Below are 1,298 nucleotides of genomic sequence, written 5' to 3'. Positions count from 1 at the left end.
TGAGGTTCCCCCCGGGATGTGGACACCGGGTTATGCCGCGATCTGATGCAGCGTAGTCGGTGTGAGGGTCTGTTCGTAGTCGGTGGGGCTGAGGTAGCCGAGTGCGGAGTGGCGGCGGCGGTGGTTGTAGAAGGCGATCCAGCGGAACACGTCGCGGCGGGCGTCGGCCTCGGTGGCCCACCGTCGGTGGTCGACGTCGAGTTCACGTTTGCAGGTGGCGAAGAAGGCCTCGGCCAGGGCGTTGTCATACGACGAGCCGATGCGCCCCATCGAGCGGTGCACGCCGTGCCGTTGGCAGGCGTCGGCGAAGTCGCTGCTGCCGTATTGACTTCCGCGGTCGCTGTGGAAGATCACCCCGTCGACCCGGCCGCCGCGGGCGGCGACCGCCGCGTCAAGGGCATCGATGATCAGGCTCGTGCGCATGTGGGTGTTGATCGACCAGCCGATCAAGCGGCGGGTGGCGATGTCGATGACCGTGGCCAGATAGAGCCAGCCGGTCCCGACACGCAGGTAGGTGATGTCGCCGCACCACCGCTGATCCGGTGCGGTGGCGGTGAAGTCCCGACCGATCAGGTCCGGCACCGGCGCAGCGGCCGGATCCGCGATGGTGGTGCGTTTGCGGCGGCGCAGGTGCCGGCCGACCACGTCGCGTTGCCGCATGATCCGCTCGACCCGCTTGCGGTTGACCCGCACGCCCTGGTGGCGCAGCTCGACGGTCACCCGAGGGGATCCGTAGGTGCCGCCGGAGTCGGCGTGAACCCTGCTGATCTGCTCGGCGAGCGCGTCCTCGGCGGCGGCGTGAGCCTGCCGGGCGGGCTCGCTGGCTGCCCAGCGGTAGAACCCGGCGCGGGACACGGCCAGGATCCGACACAGCCGCTTGACGCCGAAGGTGGCGCGGTGGGCGGAGATGAACCGGAAGCGGCTGGTCACCGATCCATCTCCTTCGCGAAATAGGCGGCTGCCTTACGCAGGATCTCCTTCTCCTGCCGCAACTCAGCCACCTCACGCCGCAGCCGGGCGATCTCGGCGTCCTTGTCCGCCACCGACACTCCGGCACCCGAGGCTGCCGCAGGCGTACCGGTCTGCCGCTCCCGCTTACGGACCCAGTTCCGCAGCGTCTCGTGACTCATCCCCAACTCACGGGCGACCTGGTTGATCGGCCGACCCGACGAGTGAACCAGGTCAACCGCGTCACGCTGAAACTCTTCCGTGTACTTCGATGGACGCCCCAACGGGGACACCCCTTCCTCTGGACCAACATCCAGTCTCAGGGTGTCCACATCTCAGGGGGAAGGCCA

At 68.3% G+C, this 1,298-nt stretch carries 1 protein-coding gene; it reads right to left on the bottom strand.

Annotated elements, in window-relative coordinates; genetic code table 11:
- Positions 1-30: 30 nt before the first annotated feature.
- Positions 31-1,232, bottom strand: a protein-coding gene (locus C1I93_RS30550; RefSeq protein WP_420811809.1) for an IS3 family transposase whose coding sequence is annotated in 2 segments (ribosomal slippage) — positions 31-963 and positions 966-1,232 — 1,200 coding nt in all. Because the reading frame shifts where the segments join, the coding sequence is not laid out codon by codon here.
- Positions 1,233-1,298 lie beyond the last annotated feature (66 nt).

It is taken from the genome of Micromonospora endophytica, from assembly GCF_003236305.1.
Lineage (GTDB): Bacteria > Actinomycetota > Actinomycetes > Mycobacteriales > Micromonosporaceae > Micromonospora > Micromonospora endophytica.
The sequence above is the reverse complement of the archived record's forward strand: the minus strand, read 5'-3'. Positions and strand labels throughout refer to the sequence as shown.